Genomic DNA, 13,610 nt, shown 5'->3' with positions numbered 1-13,610 from the left:
GCCCGTTCTGCGTGAGCTTCCCAGGCGACAGCGCGCGGGAAACGCGCGCCTGCTAGGCCAGAATCATGACGATGACCATGCCCCAGATGGTCAGCAGTGTGTTGCCTACTGCATAGGTCACCGTATAGCCCAGGCCGGGGATCTGACTTTTTGCAGCGTCGCAGACCATGCCTAGTGCTGCGGTCGTGGTTCTCGCGCCGGCACATACGCCGAGCAGAATGGCCGGATGAAACCGGAACACGTACTTGGCGATCAGCATCCCGAGAATCAACGGAAGGCTCGTGGCGAAGATGCCCCACAGAAAGAGGCTCACTCCCAGTTCCCGCAGCCCCGAGACGAACCCCGGCCCGGCCGTAATCCCAACGACGGCAATGAACACATTCAGCCCGACCGAGTTCATGAACCATACGGTGGGCTCGGGAATGCGGCCGAAGGTGGGGTGAATCGCGCGCAGCCAGCCGAATACAATGCCCGCAATCAGCGCACCGCCGGCGGTGGAGAGCGTGATCGGGACGCCGGCTGCCTTGATGACGACCGCACCCACCAGGGCACCTACGGTTATCGCGAGGCTCACGAAGGCGACATCCGTGACGGCCGTGGGCCGGTCGATGACGCCGAGGGCTTTCGCAGCGGCTGTCGTATCCTGCGTACGGCCTACGATCGTCACCGTGTCGCCGCGCAGCAGTTTGGTGTTCGGCAGAACTGGAATCGGCGTTTCGGTCGGGCCGCGCTTGATCTTCCTTAGGAAAACGCCACGCGCTGCGGGCAACTTCGAAAGCTCCAGTAACGTCTTGCCGTCCACCGCCTTGCTGGTCACATAAACGTCGACTCCCTCGGCAGGCACGGCCAGCAGTTCTGGGTCGTCAATCTCCTGCGCTTTCGTCGCGCGAACCGAGACGACCTGGCTGTCGCTGCTGCTGGCACCGGCTTCCTTCGCTCCGAGCAGCGACACAAGCTGGTCGCGGGGGCCGGCGACCGCAATCACGTCATCGGGCTGGAGGGCGTAGTCCAGGGTGGCCTCCTGGATGGTGCTGCCGCGCCGGATGCGCTCGATAAATAACCGTGTGCCTTCTGGCTCGAGCGCTTCCAGTTGGCTTACTGTCTTGCCAACGGCCAGACTGTCCGCGACGATGCGATATGCGCGCAACTCGTACCGGTGCCACGCCTGGCCTGCGCCGCCTAGCTCTGTTGTGCCACCGAGGCTCGCTTCGTATTCCTTGCACGCTGCGACGAGGTCGATGCGCAGCAACCTGGGCCCCAACGTGGCAAGCAGCACTGCAGAACCGACTGTGCCAAAGATGTAGGAGACGGCATACGCAGTTGGCATCGCGTCCAGCAAGGCTTTCGACTGGTCGGCCGGCAACCCCAGCCGGTTGATTGCGTCCGTGGCGAGACCCATTGAAGCCGAAATGGTTTGCGAACCAGCGAAGAGCCCAGCCGCAGTTCCGACGCTGTAGCCTGCCAGTTTTGCCGCGATGATCGGCGCGGCGAGACACAGCACACATTGCACAACCGAGAAAAGTGCTTGCGGCAGGCCATCCTTGGCGATCCCGCGCACGAACTGCGGGCCGACGCCATAGCCAACCGCGAAGAGGAACATCAAAAAGAATACCGACTTGACGTTCGGTGAGATGGTGATGTGGAGTTGCCCGATCGCGATGGCAGCTAGCAGCGTTGCTGTCACGGCGCCGAGGCTGAAACCTTTGTAGCTTTTGCCGCCAACCCAGTAGCCGATTCCAAGTGACAGGAATACGGCGATCTCGGGATAGTGCCGCAATGTGTCTGCTAACCATGACATGATCGATCCTCGTCTTTGATTGCTTCAGAATTCAGAAAACTGAGGAAATCGCCCAGGAACCCATTCACCGGAACAACGATGATGTTTTTGTGACGAAGCAACGAACTAAAAGGAATCCTATGTAGGTCCGCTTGCTGTAAGTGTTCCAATCGCACGATTCGAAGTGAGCGACGGTCCACACGCCGCCCGTCGTTGCGTCGTTGCCGGATTGATAGGTCAAACCATGGCTCAACAATATTGCCAGTTTGTTTGGCCGCGCAATGAGACTTTGGTCCCATAGGGTGGTGACGCTGCGTGGCGATATACGTCCGTGATTTGGGCGAGGTGAACGGCTTCGAACACGGAAACAATGCACGAATCTCCAACAGCGACCATCGCGTGCAGGCGTTTTCAACCAACTCGTCCACGAACGCTACACTGTTTATGCGCTCCGGTATCGCCGCAAGCATTCGCATCCGAGGCTTGTTTTGTGCGCAGCCCAGCGCGCCAACCCACGCGAGATTGCATCCCAGCGCGGCGAAGAACATCTTGTACCCCTCGGCTTCGCAATTTCCTGCTGGCAGAAAGCCGATCCGGTGGTGCTACGCGCCATGGACGCATTCTCTCGCCACGGGTAACCCGAAGTGCGCCAGACTCAGTGCGACGAAACGTAGGTCGCATCTGCAAACGGTGCCGGAATCGCAAAGCTTGCGCGCATCCGCTTCGTTTCCGCCGCAGGCGTCAGGCCAAAGAGTCTTTTGAACTCCCTGCTGAACTGGGACGCACTTGTGTAGCCCACTGCGAGGCTCGCCGCCTCCGCGGTCAGGTCCTGGCGGACCATCAACAGGCGAGCCTGATGCAAACGCGTCGACTTCACGTACTGCATCGGCGACACTTGTGTGATCGCCTTGAAGTGGCTATGGAAGCTCGGAACGCTCATCCCCGCTTCCTGCGCCAACTGCGTCACGTCCAGCGGCTGCGCGTAGCCGGCATGGATAAGGCGTAGCGATCTACCTATCCGGCCGAACTGACCTCGCATCGCCAACGCCTCGCGCATCGAGCTTCCTTGTGCTCCGGTGAGCACTCGGAAATAGAGTTCGCGCAGCAGGCACGGGCCCAATACGGCGGCTTCGAGGGGCCGATGCATCGCCTCGAGGAAGCGCAACACCGAGACCTGCATCGCGTCATCCATCGGCGTCGACATCATGCTCTGAGGCGCTTGCACGTGCTCCGTTACGCCTTCGCGATCAATCTGTACCGCCAGTTCGGCGGCCAATGTGAAATCGAGGTGCAGGTAGAGCGCAAGCAACGGACGCTCCTCGGTTGCGTCGGTTTCCATGCTGAACGGAACAGGCACGGACACGGCCAGATAGTGATGTTCATCGTACAGGTAGAGATGGTCGCCGAAATAACCTCGCTTGCGCCCCTGACAAACGATCACGATGCCGGGATCGTAGAGAACCGGCATGAGTGACAGCGGCCGGTTTGAACGCAGGATACGGACGCTCGGCAGCGCTGTGAGGTTGTAGCCCTCCTCGGGCGCCAACGCGCGAAGCAACGCAATGACGCGATTGCGGCTTCGCGATGAGAGGTCAGGGTTGTGGGTGGAGGCCCGCTTCGTGCTCATAGTTTTAGACAAGAAAAATAGCGGAATTTGGCTTGGTTCGACCCGCTCTTCAGACTAGTATGCATTCACCAGAGAACATTCGGGAGAAGCTTCAGTGGATTCCAGCAAAATTCTGCTTATCACTGGCGTGAGCAGCGGCTTTGGCCGCGCGCTCGCGCAAGAGGCGCTGGCGGCAGGTCACAAAGTCGTCGGTACCGTGCGAAGTGCGCAGGCAAGGCGCGAGTTCGAGTCTCTGTCCGCAAATGCCGTATTCGGACGAGTGCTTGACGTGACCGACTTCGATGCGATCGACGGTATCGTCGCGGAAATTGAGGCGACCGTCGGGCCGGTTGATGTGTTGGTCAACAATGCCGGCTACGGGCACGAAGGCGTCATGGAAGAATCGCCTCTATCCGAAATGCGCAGACAGTTCGATGTCAACGTGTTTGGCGCTGTCGCCATGATGAAGGCGGTTCTGCCTTTCATGCGTGCGCGCAGAAGCGGCCACATTCTGAATATCACGTCGATGGGCGGTCATATCACCATGCCAGGCATCAGCTATTACTGCGGAAGCAAGTTCGCCCTGGAGGGCATCTCTGAGGCGCTTGCTAAAGAGGTCAAGCCCTTGGGTATCGCCGTGACAGCCGTCGCGCCTGGCTCCTTCCGCACCGATTGGGCCGGCCGCTCGATGAGACGAACGTCCCGTTCGATCCCGGATTACGACGCGATCTTCGACCCCATCCGCAAAGCGCGCGAGGAGAAAAGCGGCAAACAACTGGGCGATCCCCAAAAGGCCGCGCGCGCAATGCTTGCCGCAATCGCCGCGGACGACCCTCCCACGCATCTTTTGCTCGGTAGCGATGCACTCGGGCTCGTGAGGGACAAACTGTCGACGCTGGAAGACGAAATCCGTGCCTGGGAGAGCGTGACGGTCTCGACTGACGGCTGAGGATCGCGGGCGCAGCGACGTGTCTTGTTCAATCGTTTCAAGAAGCCGTAGTGGCTTCGAGGCTTCTCACCCGGATCGAAACTGCTGGCACTCCGTGTCGAACCAATGGTCGACCAGGCGCTGCGCCGCCTGTAGATCGTCGGGGTAGTATGGGTCGTTCCATGGTGATGGGTCGTAGCCCGCCTTCCTCAGCGCCGCAACCTCGCTTTGGTGTTGCGCCATCGTCGGAGGCGCGTTGCTCCTGAGCGCGGTCAGGTCACGGCACTCCGTTGGGCTCAGATGTGGCCCGCTTTGCGGCACGCCGCCGGCGGCACATCCCGTCAGCAGGAGCGCCAACGCAGTCAGCGTCGGGCGGTTTTTCGGGTGGCTTTCCATAGCGCATCTCCACGCATCGGAGTGACGCAACGCATGCGGTGCGATGCCGCCCGTCGCGCGTGACTTCCGCGTGTATTTTGCCTTAGGCCCGTCACCGGAAGAGGCGTTGTCGTAAAGAACAGCTAGTTGGAAAGCCGCATGAATGGACGCTCCGTTCGGCGTTGCCGGTTGACCGCTCGCGCGCGGTGCACGTGCGCGGACATCTCGCGCAAGCGCACCTGACGAACACGCGCGAGCGCCCGGTTCACTCGATCGCCGCTTCCTGTATCGCCTCGACGAGGTCTACGTTGCTGTGGGCACGGCCCGCAATTCCCCAGGAGCCGTCCGCCGCATAGACGATGTTGGTCCAGATGTGATCCCGCGTAAGGCGCCCGCCGGCCGCCTGTTTGAGGATCGCGGTCGCCTTTTCGGTGAAAGCCTGTTTGGCCTCGGGCGTCGCAAGCGCGATCTGCGGCAGCGTGAGTTCGACGAACGCCGCGGCGGCGAGCGATCGCTCCGAATGTGAGATCCGATGCGTTACTCTGCCGAGCACAAGATCGAAACCCGCAAACGCATCGTCGATGCAGCGAGCCGCCTGTTCCGGCGCGATGGCTATGGCGGCTCCGGTATCGACGGCCTGACGAGGGAGGCGGGCGTCACCAACGGCGCGTTCTACGGGCACTTCAAATCGAAGGGCGAGGCGTTCCGCACGGTGGTCCTGGCTGGCCTGGAACAGTTGCGGCTCGCCGTCGCCGACCTGAAGACGAGCCACGGCAAACGCTGGCTCAAGACGTTCATTGGGCTCTATCTGGGCCCAAAGCGCACTTGCGACATCGGCGAAAGTTGCGCGCTGCCGAGCTTTTCTCCCGAGATGGTGCGCGCCGACGCCGAGACTCGCGAAGCCTATGAGACGGAGTTGCGCCGCCTGATCGAGTCTCGGCGGGGCTGCCCGACGAAGCCGGCGCGGCGCGCGACGACAAGGCGATCGCGCTGCTTGCGATGTTGTCGGGCGGGGTCACGCTGGCGCGGGCGGTACCGGATCCGGCGCTGTCGAAGCGGATCGCCGACGCCGTCGAGCGCTCGGCGCTCGCGTTGACGTCGGCGCCGCGCAAGCACGGCTGAGGGCACGCGCAAGAGGGGACACTTGCCCCGAGGCGGTTGCGCATCCCGGCTCTCCCATGCTGAGTGCTGACTTCCCGATCAGCGCCTGGGTTTCTCGCTTTGCGCAAACTCCCGGATGCGCGTGGCCAGCGCGGGTATGCCAGCATTGCGGGCCAGGTAATGCGAAAGCTGGCGTGTGGCCAGATCGACGGTCACCTGATCGTCGGGCGCCTTGGTATACGGTCCGTCGACGGCAGCGTGATATTCGATCCGCAACTGGGTGTCGTTCGCGACGATGCGCAAATAGCCGTAATTCTGGTCGTCGTAGTTCTCGATGACAACGGCATCGGTACTCGTCGATGCGGCCTGAATCAGTTGCGGTGCACGAAGCGGCGGTTGTCCGTTGGTGGTCAGTCGCTGTACGTTGTGTCCGCCGTTGCCGCACACAATATACGGAATGTGGGTGCCGTCTGGACGTGTGCGTGTAAAGCGCTGATAGTTGTGCGCGTGTCCCGCAAGATCGGCATGCGGCCATACGCCCACCGCTTCGCAGATCGCATCGATCTGCCGCTGCATCTCGATACTCCAGCCGTGACGTCCGCGCGCGACATACGGCGGATGATGATGCGCGAACAGTAAAGCGCCCGTGTAGCCTTCCTTTTTCACCCGCGTCAACGCGGCCTTGAGAAACTTCAGCTGGCTGTTGCCGATATCGCTGTTCGAAATCACTCCAGGATCTTCAAGCGTATTGCTATACAACGCGATGATGCGCACGAACGGGGCCTCGAATGTAAAGAAGACTCCCGGTTGAATTTGCGCAGTGCGTGAAAGATTGCCCGCATCGGGCGAGACCTGAAAGCAGTCGGCGCAGAAGTTTCGCAGATACGCCTGCAGACTCTTTTCATGCTGCAAAGGCGAGATCATCCCGTCATGATTGCCGGCGACTGCGAGGATCGGTGCGTGATAGTCGCGATAAGGCTCGTAGAACTGATCGTAGTAGTACTGCGCTTCGCCGAAGCTGTAGACGATGTCGCCCAGCAGAAAATTGAATTGCGGTACTTCGGCACGATCGGTTTCGTCGAAGTCGCTGACCATCTTGTCGGAGACTTCGTTCTGCGTTTTCGGGCCTCGGGTACTGCCGCAATCGCCCGTGGAGTGAAAAACGATCTGTCCGTTCGCGTTGATCTGGTCGAGGATGGTCTGATCGTTGTTATTCACGTCCGCGAGTGTCAGGCGGGGCTCGACGCCGCCGCGCGGCGCAGGAAACGGAAGGGCCTTGAGTTTGTGCTCGCGGTTGAGTTCGTCGATCATCCTGTAGGCCGCCACATCGGATGCGTGCCTGACGATGAAGGTTTGCGGATCTGGCGTAGGCTGCGGCTGCGAGAAAACGGGTGCGGCGAGAACGCGGCCACCGCCGCTGCTGGCTGACGTTCGAACCGAGCGCTTCTTTGGCATGTTCTATTTCCTCCGATCGCGGTTAAAAAGCGGGGCCGTGTCCGATGGGGCTTGCTACATGCAGCGCAGTCGCGGTGCATGATGAGCGTCGACGGTTGCGTGGCCCCTTGCCGAATGCTCCTGGTGAGACGGTGGCTTGAGGGAGAGGTTCAGTCGCAGTCGTTGCAGGTCGTAACAGGCGACTTGATCCCATTCACCCACGCCTGGATCAGCCAGCGCTTCGTTCGGCTTTATTTTCTCCGTTTATACTCACTGTCGCCTGATTGGCTCACGCCCAGGTCCCACGCTGCACGCCGAGAAAAAACCACGATATCAGTCGACAACACGGCACGCGATTCACGTTTCGCAACTGCGGTTCTTACATAACGGGTGGGACCTATTATGCTAAATCGTGCTTTTGGCGCAGTGATTTCATCGTTGCTCGTGGCCGGCGCTGCCGCTGCACCCGCCCTCGCGCATGCTGACGACAGCTTCGCGCAGGACGACGGCGCGTCGCATGGCCGTGCGGTCAAAGTGATGATCATTTCGATGTTCGGTCCGGAAGGCCAGGTGTGGCTGGATCATCTCGGACCGTGGCAGGACATCACCGTCGCGGGTCTGTCCCCTGATTACCCGGCCGTGCACTGCAACCGGCAGGATGTCTGTGTGATGACGACAGGCATGGGGCACGCGAATGCGGCCGCGTCGATCATGGCGTTGACGTTCTCGCCGCGTTTCGATTTGCGTCATACATACTTCATGGTGGCGGGCATCGCCGGGATCGATCCGCTGCAGGGCACCGTCGGTTCGGCTGCCTGGGCGAACTGGCTCGTCGACTTCGGCATTCAGTGGGAGATCGACGGACGCGAAATTCCGCCGGGCTGGAACACCGGCTATCTTGGCATCAACACGACGGGCCCGACGCAGAAGCCGCCGCTCGACTATCGCACCGAGGTGTTCCAGCTCAATCCGGCGCTCTCGAACGCGGCATTCGCGCTGTCTCGCAACGTGACGCTCACCGACGACGCACAGGCGCAGGCCGCCCGCGCCAAGTACAGCTATGCACCCGCAAACCGTCCACCGACCGTGATCCAGTGCGACACCCTGGCGGGCGATACCTGGTGGTCGGGCACCGACCTCGGCGAGCGAGCGCGGCAATGGACGAAGATCCTGACCGACGGGAAGGGCACCTATTGCACGACGCAGCAGGAAGACAATGCCACCTTCGAGGCGCTGACGCGCGCGGCGAACGTGCATCGCGTCGACCTGAACCGTGTGGCGGTGCTGCGCGCCGGTTCGGACTTCGACCGGCCGTACGCGGGCCAATCGAGCGCGGACAATCTGCTCAATTACTCGTCGCAAGGCGGCTTCTCGATCGCGATCGACAATCTGTTCCTCGCGGGCAATCCGCTCGTGCAGGACATCGTCACGCATTGGGGTGAGTGGCGCAACGGCGTACCGCAGCGGTAGCGCATTTGCGGAGCGGTGACGCGTAACGCGGCGCCCTGGCGTCATTTTCTCGGTGGGACGCCGAACAACTGAACGACCACGCCACGCAACCAGCGATTCCCGGCCTCATGGTGGTATTTCGCATGCCAGTGTTGTCGGACGGAAAACCCGTCCACGGGAATCGGGCACGAATGGACGGCCAGATCGTTGGCTTGCGCGAGCGTTTCGCCGATGTGGCGCGGCAGTGTAGCGACCAGATCGGTGGTCTGGACGATCGTCCCCAGCCCGAGGAAACCGGGCAACTGCAGCACCACGTCGCGCTCGACGCGCTCGCGCGCCAGCGCCTGTTCGAGAAGCTGCGCGCCCGTGCCCGACTCGATAACGACATGCCCCTCCGAGCGGTACTGCTTCAGGCCAAGCCTCGCGCGAACTCGCGGGTGATGCCGGTTGGTCAGGCACACCCAGTCCTGTTGGTAGAGCTGCTGCTGGTAGATGCCGCCGCTTAGCCAGGGCACATAGCCGATGGCAAGATCGGCCTCCCCCGACTCCAGCGCACGTTCCGTGTGGCCGTCGATTCTCGCCGCTTCTAGCCGGATGCCGGGCGCCTGCGCGCGCACATGCGCGAGTAGTCTCGGCAGCAGCGTAATGTGGCTCGCGTCCGTCATGCAGATGCGAAAGCGCCGCTGCGCGGTCGCGGGATCGAACGCGATCTCCCACGCGACGAAGCGCCTGAGCGATTCGAGAATCTCGCGGCAAGGCCCGATCAACGCATCGGCCTGCGGCGTCGGCGCCATGCCGCCAGGGGTGCGGATGAAAAGCGGATCCTGCAAATACTCGCGCAGCCGCCCGAGCCAGATGCTGATGGTGGGCTGGCTTTGCCCCAATTGCTCGGCAACGCGCGTGACGCTGCGCGTGTCATAGAGCAGGTCGAATAGCTGCAGCAGTTTCAGGTCGGGTAAATCGGACGGCATCATGGCGTGACGGGCATTATTGTCTGTCGCAATGACGTCATTGTAGTCATTGCATTGCCGATATGAGCGGCGACTCCTATCGTGTGGCTACACGTCAAGGAGAAGCCCTGTGAAGATTGCGATTCTCGGTGCCGGCGCACTAGGCTGCGCCATCGGCGCCACCCTCACGGAAGGCGGCCACGAAACCTGGCTGCTGGACCGTTCGCCCGTCCATGTCGAAACGATGCGCCGCGACGGCCTGCTGGTCGACGACGCCAATGGCTCGCGGCGCGTCGCGGTGCGCGCGGCAACGCAGGCGAGCGAAGTCGGCGTGGCCGACGTGGTCGTCGTGCTAGTCAAGTCCTTTCATACCGACGCCGCCATGCGCGGCGCACTCGCGCTGGTCGGGCCGCACACGCTCGTGCTTTCGCTGCAGAACGGCCTCGGGCACGAAGACGTGCTCGCCGATATCGTGGGCCGCGAGCGTGTGCTGGCGGGCAAGACGTATGTCGGCGGCGTGTTGCGCGCTCCAGGGCATATCCAGTCGGGTGTCACCGGCAAGGCGACCTATATCGGCGAACTGGATGGCCGGCTCACGCCCCGTGTGCAGGCGATCGCCGAGGCCTTCGACGCTGGCGGGCTGCTGACCACGGTCAGCGACAACATCATGGGCACGATGTGGGACAAGCTGCTCGTCAACGTCGCTACGGGCGCGATTACGGGCATTACGCGTCTCACTTACGGCCAGCTCTATGACGAGCCGTTGTTGAAGGCTACGGCGCTCGCGGCCGTATCCGAGGCAATCGCGGCGGCACAGGCGGCCGGCGTCATGCTCTCGATGACGGACCCCGAACAGGCCTGGACACTCGCGGCCGAAGGTCTTTCTCCCGCGTTCAAGACGTCGATGCTGCAAAGCCTCGAAAAAGGCTCGGTCACGGAGATCGATTTCATCAACGGTTCGGTCGTGCGCTGGGGCCAACGGCTCGGCGTGCCGACGCCCGTCAACGCGACGCTGGTGGCGTGTATCAAGGGCATCGAACGCGCGATGGCCGATGAAGCGCGCGAGGAGGCAACGGCATGAGCGGCTCGAAGGCTTATCTGGAGCATGTCGCGATCTGGGTGAAGGACATCCGCTGGCATATCCGTTTCTTCGAAGACGTGCTAGGCATGACCATGCGCGAAGTCGACGGCACCGTCGACGCGCCGCGCCAGTACTGGACGCTAGGCGGTTTGCAATTCATTCATGCGCCGCAACGCGAAGGCCCCGAAGGGCGCCTCGCGCATCTGGGCGTCATGTGCGAAGACCTCGAAGCCGCTTTAGCTGCGGCCCACGCCTATGGCGTCAGCGAAATGCCGCAAGGGCGCAACTGGCTGCGTCTGCCCGACGGTCTTGCCGTCGAACTGATTCAGGCCAAACCCGCGTTCTGTGTCGCGCAGGCGCTGAACATCAACCCGCGCGCGGAGGCGTGAGCATGACGATCATCGAGAAGTACTGGGACGACGCCCGCGAAGGCGACGCGTGCGTGAGCCCGAGCTACACCGTGACGAAGGAGCGCATCCTCGCCTACGCCGACCTCACGGGCGACCATACGCCCGTCCACGTGGACGAGGCATACGCCAACGCGAGCCACTTCGGCTGCCTCGTTGCGCATGGCCTGTTTGGGCTGTCGATCGCCGACGGCCTCAAGACCCAGAGCGACTATCGCTTCGTGCCCGGCATGTCGCTCGGCTGGACGTGGGATTTTCTGCTGCCTATCAAGGTGGGCGACGTGCTGCACGTGAGAATTCGCGTCGGCGCAATGCGACCGAGCAATAGCCGTCCGGGCTGGGGCATCGTCGTGCTGCCCTCCGAACTGATCAATCAGGATAACCAGGTGGTTCAACGTGGCGAGCATCGTCTGATGGTGCCGCGCCGGCCGGGAGCGTACTGATGCAGGCCCGTCCTCTCGAAGGCATTCGCGTTGTCGACTATAGCCACTTCCTTGCCGGTCCGTACGTGGGCCGCTGCCTTGCGGCGCTCGGCGCCGAAGTCATCAAGGTCGAGCGGCCTGGCAGCGGCGACGCCGGGCGCCAGCACGCGACCGTGCTCGACGACCAGCAAAGCGGCTATTTCCTGCAACTGAACATGGGCAAGCGCGGCGTCAGCGTCGACATGAAAGCCCCGCGCGGCAAGGAATTCATGCGCCGCCTGTGCGACTCGGCGGATGTGTTCGTCGAGAACTACCGTCCCGGCGCGCTGGACAAGCTCGGACTGGGCTATGCCGAGTTATCCGCGCGCAATCCGGGCCTCGTCTACTGTTCGATTTCGGCATACGGCCACACGGGCCCCGACGCGCATCGCGCCGGCTTCGGCCTGATTGCGGAGGCGAAGAGCGGCATCATGCAGATGGTGGGCACGCCGGGCGAGCCGCCGCCGCTGCTGCGCATTTCGCTCGGCGACATGTACACGGGCATTCACGCGGTGGCGGCGATCAACGCGGCGCTGCTCGGTCGCGTGAAGAGCGGCCGCGGTCAGCACATCGACATGGCGCTGTACGACACGCTCGTGTCGATGCACGAATACGCGGTGCAGTGCTACACGCTGCGAGGCGTGCTGCCGGAGCAGACGGGCCACGATATGCCGACCTCGACACTCTATGGCGTGTTTCGCGCCGCCGACGGCGACCTCGTGATCGCGGCGCAAGTGGACGACGCATGGAAGCGCCTGGCCGCGCTGATCGAAACGCACGGCGGGCCCGCCGGATTCGGCCGCGATACGCGCTTTCACGATAGCGTAGGCCGCAATACGCACCGGCAGGCGATTCTGTCCGTCGTTGAGCCGTGGGTAGCCGCGCGGCCCGTCGCGCAGGTGCTCGAACTTCTGGATGGCATCGACGTGCCTTGCGCAAAGGTGCAGCGCATCGACGAAGTGCTCGACGATCCGCAGATCCGGGCGCGCGGCATGGTGGTCGAGCAGCACCATCCGCGCTACGGAACGCTGCGTTTGCCCAACCTGCCTTTCCGCTTTTCCCATTGCGACACGACCATTCGCGACGTCGCGCCGGATCTCGGGCAGCACAACACGGAGGTCGCGCAATCGCTCGGCTTTTCCGCCGCCGAGATCGACGCGATGCAAAGCGAAGGCGTTCTCTACTCGAAGTGAGACACCATGAATGACCAGTATGCGGTGATCGGCCACCCGATCGGACACACGAAGTCTCCGTTGATTCACGGCATGTTTGCCGAAGCGACGCAACAGGCGATGTCCTACGTCGCAATCGAAGGTCCGCTCGATCCTGACGATGGCTTCGCGAAGGTCGTGCGCCAGTTCGTTGCGGGAGGCGGCAAGGGCATGAACGTCACCGCGCCCTTCAAGCTCAAGGCCTTCGCGCTCGCCGACGAGCGCAGCGAGCGCGCGACACTGGCAGGTGCCGCCAATGCGCTCAAGTTCGAGGGCGGCCAGATCATTGCCGAGAATTTCGACGGTATTGGCTTGTTGCGCGATATCGAAGTCAATCTCGGCGTTCCGCTCGCCGGCAAACGCGTATTGATGCTCGGCGCAGGCGGCGCAGCGCGCGGCGCGCTGCTGCCGTTTCTCGCCGCGGGTCCCGCGGAACTGGTCATCGCCAATCGCGACGTGTCCAAAGGGGAAGCGCTGGCGGCCCGGGTCGGCGCGCACGGCGCGACGTTGCGTGCCTGTGGCTACGGCGATCTCGCGGCGCGAGGCCGCTTCGACCTTGTGGTCAACGCGACCTCGGCAAGCCTGACAGGTGAACTGCCGCCCGTCCCCCCGAGCGCATTCAGCCCGGATGGCACAGCCTACGAACTGGCGTATGGCAAGCGACTCACGCCGTTCCTGCGGCTCGCGCGCAACGCCGGCGTACATGGAGTTGCTGACGGCGTGGGCATGCTGGTCGAGCAGGCGGCGGAAGCCTTTGCATGGTGGCGCGGTTTGCGTCCGGAGACGGCCGCGGTCATCGACCGTCTCACCGTGCCGCTCGACTGAGCGCG

The 13,610-nt window shown here is 62.8% G+C and carries 15 protein-coding genes; 8 read left to right on the top strand and 7 right to left on the bottom strand.

What is annotated here, in order from left to right:
• Nucleotides 1–52 precede the first annotated feature (52 nt).
• The 3 genes from aspT to M3I54_RS29915 form a co-directional block, all read right to left on the bottom strand.
• Nucleotides 53–1,798: an aspartate-alanine antiporter gene (gene aspT / locus M3I54_RS29925; RefSeq protein ID WP_254342359.1), complete on the bottom strand. Its 1,746-nt coding sequence runs from the start codon at nt 1,796–1,798 to the stop codon at nt 53–55.
• Nucleotides 1,786–2,325, bottom strand: coding sequence for a hypothetical protein (locus M3I54_RS29920; RefSeq protein ID WP_254342357.1), 540 nt, complete (start codon nt 2,323–2,325; stop codon nt 1,786–1,788). The genes aspT and M3I54_RS29920 overlap by 13 nt, the downstream gene beginning before the upstream one ends.
• 107 nt (nt 2,326–2,432) lie before the next feature.
• Nucleotides 2,433–3,404 carry an AraC family transcriptional regulator gene (locus M3I54_RS29915; RefSeq protein ID WP_254342355.1) on the bottom strand — a complete coding sequence of 324 codons (972 nt, stop codon included), beginning with the start codon at nt 3,402–3,404 and terminating at the stop codon, nt 2,433–2,435.
• A 94-nt stretch (nt 3,405–3,498) separates the two neighbouring features.
• Here M3I54_RS29915 and M3I54_RS29910 point away from each other — a divergent pair, with 94 nt between their 5' ends.
• Nucleotides 3,499–4,332 (top strand): oxidoreductase, encoded by an 834-nt coding sequence (locus M3I54_RS29910; protein WP_254342353.1) that lies wholly within the window; start codon nt 3,499–3,501, stop codon nt 4,330–4,332.
• A gap of 66 nt (nt 4,333–4,398) precedes the next feature.
• Here the strand turns inward: M3I54_RS29910 and M3I54_RS29905 are convergent, their stop codons facing one another.
• Nucleotides 4,399–4,707 (bottom strand): DUF4148 domain-containing protein, encoded by a 309-nt coding sequence (locus tag M3I54_RS29905; RefSeq protein ID WP_254342351.1) that lies wholly within the window; start codon nt 4,705–4,707, stop codon nt 4,399–4,401.
• A 244-nt stretch (nt 4,708–4,951) separates the two neighbouring features.
• Nucleotides 4,952–5,239 (bottom strand): hypothetical protein, encoded by a 288-nt coding sequence (locus M3I54_RS29900; protein WP_254342349.1) that lies wholly within the window; start codon nt 5,237–5,239, stop codon nt 4,952–4,954.
• Here M3I54_RS29900 and M3I54_RS29895 point away from each other — a divergent pair.
• On the top strand, nt 5,219–5,782 hold the full coding sequence (locus M3I54_RS29895) for a TetR/AcrR family transcriptional regulator (protein ID WP_254342347.1): 564 nt from the start codon (nt 5,219–5,221) through the stop codon (nt 5,780–5,782). The two genes, M3I54_RS29900 and M3I54_RS29895, sit on opposite strands and share 21 nt — an antisense overlap.
• A gap of 104 nt (nt 5,783–5,886) precedes the next feature.
• Here the strand turns inward: M3I54_RS29895 and M3I54_RS29890 are convergent, their stop codons facing one another.
• Nucleotides 5,887–7,242: a metallophosphoesterase gene (locus M3I54_RS29890; protein WP_254342345.1), complete on the bottom strand. Its 1,356-nt coding sequence runs from the start codon at nt 7,240–7,242 to the stop codon at nt 5,887–5,889.
• Between the two features lie 381 nt (nt 7,243–7,623).
• On the opposite strand from M3I54_RS29890, the gene M3I54_RS29885 reads away from it, so the two are divergent.
• The gene (locus M3I54_RS29885; RefSeq protein WP_254342343.1) at nt 7,624–8,691 is read left to right on the top strand and encodes a purine nucleoside permease; all 1,068 of its coding nucleotides are present in this window, start codon (nt 7,624–7,626) and stop codon (nt 8,689–8,691) included.
• A gap of 41 nt (nt 8,692–8,732) precedes the next feature.
• Here M3I54_RS29885 and M3I54_RS29880 read toward each other — a convergent pair whose 3' ends face one another.
• Nucleotides 8,733–9,644, bottom strand: coding sequence for a LysR family transcriptional regulator (locus M3I54_RS29880; RefSeq protein WP_254342341.1), 912 nt, complete (start codon nt 9,642–9,644; stop codon nt 8,733–8,735).
• A 106-nt stretch (nt 9,645–9,750) separates the two neighbouring features.
• Here M3I54_RS29880 and M3I54_RS29875 point away from each other — a divergent pair, with 106 nt between their 5' ends.
• Genes M3I54_RS29875 through aroE form a run of 5 tightly spaced genes read left to right on the top strand, consistent with a single transcriptional unit; the run spans nt 9,751 to nt 13,605 of the window.
• Nucleotides 9,751–10,701: a ketopantoate reductase family protein gene (locus M3I54_RS29875; protein ID WP_254342338.1), complete on the top strand. Its 951-nt coding sequence runs from the start codon at nt 9,751–9,753 to the stop codon at nt 10,699–10,701.
• Nucleotides 10,698–11,090 (top strand): VOC family protein, encoded by a 393-nt coding sequence (locus M3I54_RS29870; protein WP_254342336.1) that lies wholly within the window; start codon nt 10,698–10,700, stop codon nt 11,088–11,090. Before M3I54_RS29875 ends, M3I54_RS29870 begins: the two co-directional genes overlap by 4 nt.
• 2 nt (nt 11,091–11,092) lie before the next feature.
• Nucleotides 11,093–11,551, top strand: coding sequence for a MaoC family dehydratase (locus M3I54_RS29865; protein WP_254342334.1), 459 nt, complete (start codon nt 11,093–11,095; stop codon nt 11,549–11,551).
• Nucleotides 11,551–12,762: a CaiB/BaiF CoA-transferase family protein gene (locus tag M3I54_RS29860; RefSeq protein ID WP_254342332.1), complete on the top strand. Its 1,212-nt coding sequence runs from the start codon at nt 11,551–11,553 to the stop codon at nt 12,760–12,762. The genes M3I54_RS29865 and M3I54_RS29860 overlap by 1 nt, the downstream gene beginning before the upstream one ends.
• 6 nt (nt 12,763–12,768) lie before the next feature.
• Nucleotides 12,769–13,605 (top strand): shikimate dehydrogenase, encoded by an 837-nt coding sequence (gene aroE / locus M3I54_RS29855; RefSeq protein WP_254342330.1) that lies wholly within the window; start codon nt 12,769–12,771, stop codon nt 13,603–13,605.
• Nucleotides 13,606–13,610: the final 5 nt, after the last annotated feature.

The sequence above is a fragment of the Paraburkholderia sp. CNPSo 3274 genome (assembly GCF_024206475.1).
GTDB lineage: Bacteria > Pseudomonadota > Gammaproteobacteria > Burkholderiales > Burkholderiaceae > Paraburkholderia.
The sequence above is the reverse complement of the archived record's forward strand: the minus strand, read 5'-3'. Positions and strand labels throughout refer to the sequence as shown.

What these genes read in the sequence shown, in the direction of transcription:
- M3I54_RS29885 (WP_254342343.1), top strand. Translation starts at nt 7,624, where the DNA reads ATGCTAAATCGTGCTTTTGGCGCAGTGATTTCATCGTTGCTCGTGGCC.
- M3I54_RS29920 (WP_254342357.1), bottom strand. Translation starts at nt 2,325, where the DNA reads ATGTTCTTCGCCGCGCTGGGATGCAATCTCGCGTGGGTTGGCGCGCTG.
- M3I54_RS29905 (WP_254342351.1), bottom strand. Translation starts at nt 4,707, where the DNA reads ATGGAAAGCCACCCGAAAAACCGCCCGACGCTGACTGCGTTGGCGCTC.
- aroE (WP_254342330.1), top strand. Translation starts at nt 12,769, where the DNA reads ATGAATGACCAGTATGCGGTGATCGGCCACCCGATCGGACACACGAAG.
- M3I54_RS29915 (WP_254342355.1), bottom strand. Translation starts at nt 3,404, where the DNA reads ATGAGCACGAAGCGGGCCTCCACCCACAACCCTGACCTCTCATCGCGA.
- M3I54_RS29870 (WP_254342336.1), top strand. Translation starts at nt 10,698, where the DNA reads ATGAGCGGCTCGAAGGCTTATCTGGAGCATGTCGCGATCTGGGTGAAG.
- M3I54_RS29880 (WP_254342341.1), bottom strand. Translation starts at nt 9,644, where the DNA reads ATGATGCCGTCCGATTTACCCGACCTGAAACTGCTGCAGCTATTCGAC.
- M3I54_RS29895 (WP_254342347.1), top strand. Translation starts at nt 5,219, where the DNA reads ATGCGTTACTCTGCCGAGCACAAGATCGAAACCCGCAAACGCATCGTC.
- M3I54_RS29865 (WP_254342334.1), top strand. Translation starts at nt 11,093, where the DNA reads ATGACGATCATCGAGAAGTACTGGGACGACGCCCGCGAAGGCGACGCG.
- M3I54_RS29860 (WP_254342332.1), top strand. Translation starts at nt 11,551, where the DNA reads ATGCAGGCCCGTCCTCTCGAAGGCATTCGCGTTGTCGACTATAGCCAC.
- aspT (WP_254342359.1), bottom strand. Translation starts at nt 1,798, where the DNA reads ATGTCATGGTTAGCAGACACATTGCGGCACTATCCCGAGATCGCCGTA.
- M3I54_RS29890 (WP_254342345.1), bottom strand. Translation starts at nt 7,242, where the DNA reads ATGCCAAAGAAGCGCTCGGTTCGAACGTCAGCCAGCAGCGGCGGTGGC.